Below are 4494 nucleotides of genomic sequence, written 5' to 3' on the forward strand. Positions count from 1 at the left end.
CCCCCGCCCTCCGGCGCCTGCTCGAACAGCACGACCTGCTCGAGCCCCAGCACCTCCCCCAGCCGCGCGAGGGCTGAGGGGATGCGGGCCCGGGGCTCAGGGCCCCCCAGCAGGCCGACCGCTTCGGCGGTGGCCGTGAGGATCTCGTCGCGCTGCGCGAGGCGGGACGCCATTGCTATGCATTTTAGGCACAACCCCCTCCCCGCCCTGCGACTTTTTACCAGAGCGGGGGAATTCCGCCGGGCAGAGGCTTCAGAGCGTTTCCCACGAATACCCGCTACAGCATCGCTGTAGCGGGTAAATCGCTCGCCGGGAGAGGCGAGTGATTGTGGGAAGCGCGATCAGGCCCCCACCCCGTAGCGCCCCCCGGGCAGCGCCAGCACCAGCCCCTTGAGCTCGAGCAGCGTCAGGTGGGCGAGCACCTCGGACGGGGGCAGGCCCACCGCCTGGGCCAGGTCGTCGGGCAGGGCCGCGCCGAGCTCGAGCAGCGCCCGGTGCAGCGCGGCCTCGGGGCCGGCGAGCTCGAGAGGGGGCTTGGGGCGCGCCCGCAGGCCCAGGCTGCCCAGCACGTCCTCGGCGCCCAGCACCAGCCCCGCCCCGTCCTGGATCAGCCGGTTGCAGCCTTCGGAGAAGGGGTCGCCGGGGCGGCCCGGCACCGCCAGCACGTCGCGCCCGAGCTCGAGGGCGAACTTGGCCGTGATCAGGCTGCCGCTCTTGACGCCCGCCTCCACCACCAGCACGCTGCGGGCCAGCGCGGCGATGAGGCGGTTGCGCCGGGGGAACAGCGACGCCTGGGGCGGCGTGCCCAGCGGGAACTCCGACAGCAGGCTCATCCGCTGGGCCAAAGCGCGGTTCTCGGGCGGGTAGATCTGGTCGAGCGCGCTGCCCAGCACGCCCAGGGTGTCGGCGCCGCCCTCGAGGTTGCCCTGGTGCGCCGCGGTGTCGATGCCCCTCGCCAGCCCCGAGACCACGCTCACCCCGGTCCCGGCGAGCTCGAGCGCCACCTTGCGCGTCCAGTCACTCGCCCACACGCTCGCTCGCCGCGTCCCCACCACCCCCAGGCTGCGCTCGAAGGGGGGAATGCTCCCCCGCAGGTACAGCACGCTCGGGGGGCTCTCGAGCTGCCGCAACGCCTCCGGATACCCCCCCTCCCACAGCCCGATGACCCGGATGCCCAGCCCCTCGGCCCGCTCCCGCTCCTGCTCGGCCCGCCCCTGCCTCAACACCTTGCGGTACTCCGCCCCGATCTCCCGCCCCAACGTCTCCTCGACGGCTTCCGGGCTGAGGTCTTTCTTCTGCAACACCTGCATGAGGCGCCTGGGGCCGACCTGGGGAGTGAGAGCGAGGGCAAGCGGGTCCATAGACTGGTTACAAGCTGGGGATCAATATACCCGTGGGGGTGGTGATAGTCGATAGTGGATGGTCAATGGTCGATGGTCGATAGCCAAAAGCCAAAAGCCAAACGCTCGTGGCCTGCTCCCCGTCCCTCCCCGCGCGTGGGGAGGCTTTATCCCCCCAGCCCCCCTTGCTAAGGGGGGTTGCATCTCGCGTACGACGCAGGACGTACGACCCGCGTCTTGCGTCTTGCGTTTGGCGTCTTGCGTACGACGTACGACGCACGACCCGCGCCCAGCGTCCAGCGATCGGCTATGGGCCATCGGCGTTCGGCGTTCGGCGTCCAGCTATCAGCCATCCCCCCGCCTGGGGTAACTTAATGCCGTGACCGAAGGTACGACGTATTCCGGCTTCGTGGCCATCGTGGGCAAGCCCAACGTGGGCAAGTCCACCCTGCTCAACGCGCTGCTGGGCGTGAAGGTGGCCCCCATCAGCCCCAAGCCCCAGACCACCCGCAAGCGGGTGCGCGGGATCCACACCGAAGGCGACCGCCAGATCATCTTCGTGGACACCCCCGGCTGGCACGAGGCCGCCGATGCGCTCTCCGAGTACATGATCCGCCAGATTGTCGAGGCGCTGGCCGAGGTCAACGTGGTGCTGTGGGTGGTGGACCTGCGCCACCCGCCCACCCGCGAGGACGAGCTCGTAGCGCGCGCGCTGAAAGCCCGCCCCGAGGGCATCCCGGTGATGCTGGTGGGCAACAAGCTCGACGCGGCCAAGCGGCCCGAGGACGCGATGGAGGCCTACGCCGAGCTCCTCCCCGGCGCGGAGACCCGCATGATTAGCGCTACCCACGAGGGCGCCGTGGCCGAGCTCAGGGCCGAGATCCTGGCGATGCTGCCCGAAGGGCCCTTCTTCTACCCCCCCGACTTCTCCCGCTCCGACCAGAGCCCCGAGGAGTGGGCCGCCGAGCTCGTGCGCGAGGAGGCCATGAAGCGCCTGCGCGACGAGATCCCCTACTCCATCGCCACCAAGACCGAGGAGTTCGCCGAGCGCCCCAACGGCATGGTCTACATCCGCACCGTCCTCTACGTCGAGCGTGAGGCGCACAAGCCCATCCTCATCGGGAAGGAGGGGCGCATGCTGCGCGAGATCGGCACCGCGGCGCGCAAGCAGCTCTCGGTGTTCCTGGCCCGTCCGGTCTACCTCGAGCTCGCCGTCAAGGTCTACCCCAACTGGCGCAAGGACCCCGAAGCCCTGCGCGAGCTGGGCTACGAGTAGGGGTAACGCCGCCGTAACCCCTCCCGGGCCAGAATGACCTTTAACGTTCGCGGGATTACGGGCAAAATGGATTCACGGAGCGATTCGAAATGAAAGTAGTGCTTTTTTGCGGCGGACTCGGCCTGCGGATGCGCGACTACTCGGAGAGCATCCCCAAGCCCATGGTGCCCATCGGCTACCGGCCCATCCTCTGGCACGTCATGAAGTTCTACGCCCACTTCGGCTACAAGGACTTCATCCTCTGCCTGGGGCACCGGGCCGACCTCATCAAGGAGTACTTCCTCAATTACCAGGAGACCCTCACCAACGACTTCGTGATGACGGGCGGCAAGCACGTCGACCTCATCACCAGCGACATCCACGACTGGAAGATCACCTTCGCCGACACCGGCTTGCAGTCCAACATCGCCCAGCGCCTGCTGGCGGTGCGGCCGTACCTCGAGGGCGAGGAGGTGTTCTTGGCCAACTACTCCGACGGCCTCGTCGACCTCGACCTGCGGGCCTACGTGGAGCGGGCCGTCGCCAGCGGCAAGATCGCCAACTTCGTCAGCGTGCGGCCCAACGTGACCTTCCACTACGTCAGCGCCGACGACGACGGCACCGTGCGCGACATCCGCAGCTCGGAGGAGTCGGACAACTGGCAGAACGCGGGGTACTTCGTCTTCCGCAAGGAGATCTTCGACTACATCGGCCCCGGGGAGGAGCTCGTCAACGAGCCCTTCCACCGCCTGATCCGCGCCGGGCAGCTCCTCACCCACAAGCACCACGGCTTCTGGGCCTGCATGGACACCTACAAGGAGATGCAGGCGCTCAACGACATGTACTCGCGCGGCAACGCCCCTTGGGAGCTGTGGAAACGCCGCCCGCCCCTGGCCCCCGCGCCCGTGGCCCGGCCCTGAAGCCCCATGTTCGCCTTCTCCTTCGACCCCGCCCGGCCGCTGCGGGCGCTGTTCCTGGGCGCCCACAGCGACGACATCGAGATCGGCTGCGGCGGCACGGTGCTGCGGCTGGTGCGCGAGTACCCCCGCCTCGAGGTGAAGTGGGTGGTCTTCAGCGGCGACGCGACCCGCGCCGCGGAGGCCCGCCGGGGCGCCGCCCTGTTCCTGCAGGGCGTACAAAAGGCCGAGGTCGTCACCCACGGCTTCCGCGACGGCTTCTTCCCGGTGCAGCTCGAGGCCATCAAGGAGCAGTTCGAGGCCCTCAAGGCCTTCGACCCGCACCTCGTCTTCACCCACGCCCGCGCCGACCGCCACCAGGACCACCGCGTCCTGAGCGACCTCGCCTGGAACACCTGGCGCTCACACGCCGTCCTCGAGTACGAGATCCCCAAGTACGACGGCGACTTGGGCCAGCCCAACCTCTACGTGCGGCTCGAGCCCGAGCTGCTCGAGCGCAAGATCGAGTACCTGATGCAAGCCTTCGGCACCCAGCGCTCGAAGCACTGGTTCGACCCCGAGACCTTCCGCGCCCTGCCCCGCTTGCGGGGGATGGAATCGGCCACGCGGTACGCGGAGGCGTTCTATGCGCGGAAGGTGGTGGTTTAGGTCGTACGTCGTACGACCTACGCCGTACGCCAAACGCAAAACGCAAGACGCAAGACGCAAGACGCAAAACGCCTTGTTACCCCCCTTAGCAAGGGGGGTTGGGGGGATACTCCCTCCCCGCGCGCGGGGAGGGTTGGGGAGGGGTAACCACGAGCCACTAGCTGACGGCTGAGGGCTGACGGCTGCCTGCTCGGCGTAACCTTACTCACACCGTTTTCTAACCCGAGCCCCTAGCCTTAGGTACATTTATGCCCTGGCTTTTGCCCAAGCCCATCCCTGAAAGCTCCGACCGGCTCCTCCAGCGCTGGCTGGGCGGGCTGGCCGAGCGGCTGTC

General features: G+C 68.4%; 4 protein-coding genes. 3 read left to right on the plus strand and 1 reads right to left on the minus strand.

What is annotated here, in order from left to right; genetic code table 11:
* Nucleotides 1-341: 341 nt before the first annotated feature.
* Nucleotides 342-1361: a DNA-processing protein DprA gene (gene dprA / locus MEICH_RS0105845; protein ID WP_027891835.1), complete on the minus strand. Its 1020-nt coding sequence runs from the start codon at nt 1359-1361 to the stop codon at nt 342-344.
* A 358-nt stretch (nt 1362-1719) separates the two neighbouring features.
* Between dprA and era the strand changes: the two genes are divergently transcribed.
* From era to MEICH_RS0105860, 3 genes are all read left to right on the plus strand, one after another.
* The gene (gene era, locus MEICH_RS0105850) at nt 1720-2616 is read left to right on the plus strand and encodes a GTPase Era (protein WP_027891836.1); all 897 of its coding nucleotides are present in this window, start codon (nt 1720-1722) and stop codon (nt 2614-2616) included.
* An 89-nt stretch (nt 2617-2705) separates the two neighbouring features.
* Entirely contained in the window at nt 2706-3515 is an 810-nt protein-coding gene (locus tag MEICH_RS0105855) for a glucose-1-phosphate cytidylyltransferase (RefSeq protein WP_027891837.1), read from the plus strand.
* Between the two features lie 6 nt (nt 3516-3521).
* The gene (locus MEICH_RS0105860; RefSeq protein WP_027891838.1) at nt 3522-4160 is read left to right on the plus strand and encodes a PIG-L deacetylase family protein; all 639 of its coding nucleotides are present in this window, start codon (nt 3522-3524) and stop codon (nt 4158-4160) included.
* Nucleotides 4161-4494 lie beyond the last annotated feature (334 nt).

This window comes from Calidithermus chliarophilus DSM 9957 (assembly GCF_000430045.1).
Lineage (GTDB): Bacteria > Deinococcota > Deinococci > Deinococcales > Thermaceae > Calidithermus > Calidithermus chliarophilus.

What these genes read in the sequence shown, in the direction of transcription:
- dprA (WP_027891835.1), bottom strand. Translation starts at nt 1,361, where the DNA reads ATGGACCCGCTTGCCCTCGCTCTCACTCCCCAGGTCGGCCCCAGGCGC.
- MEICH_RS0105855 (WP_027891837.1), top strand. Translation starts at nt 2,706, where the DNA reads ATGAAAGTAGTGCTTTTTTGCGGCGGACTCGGCCTGCGGATGCGCGAC.
- MEICH_RS0105860 (WP_027891838.1), top strand. Translation starts at nt 3,522, where the DNA reads ATGTTCGCCTTCTCCTTCGACCCCGCCCGGCCGCTGCGGGCGCTGTTC.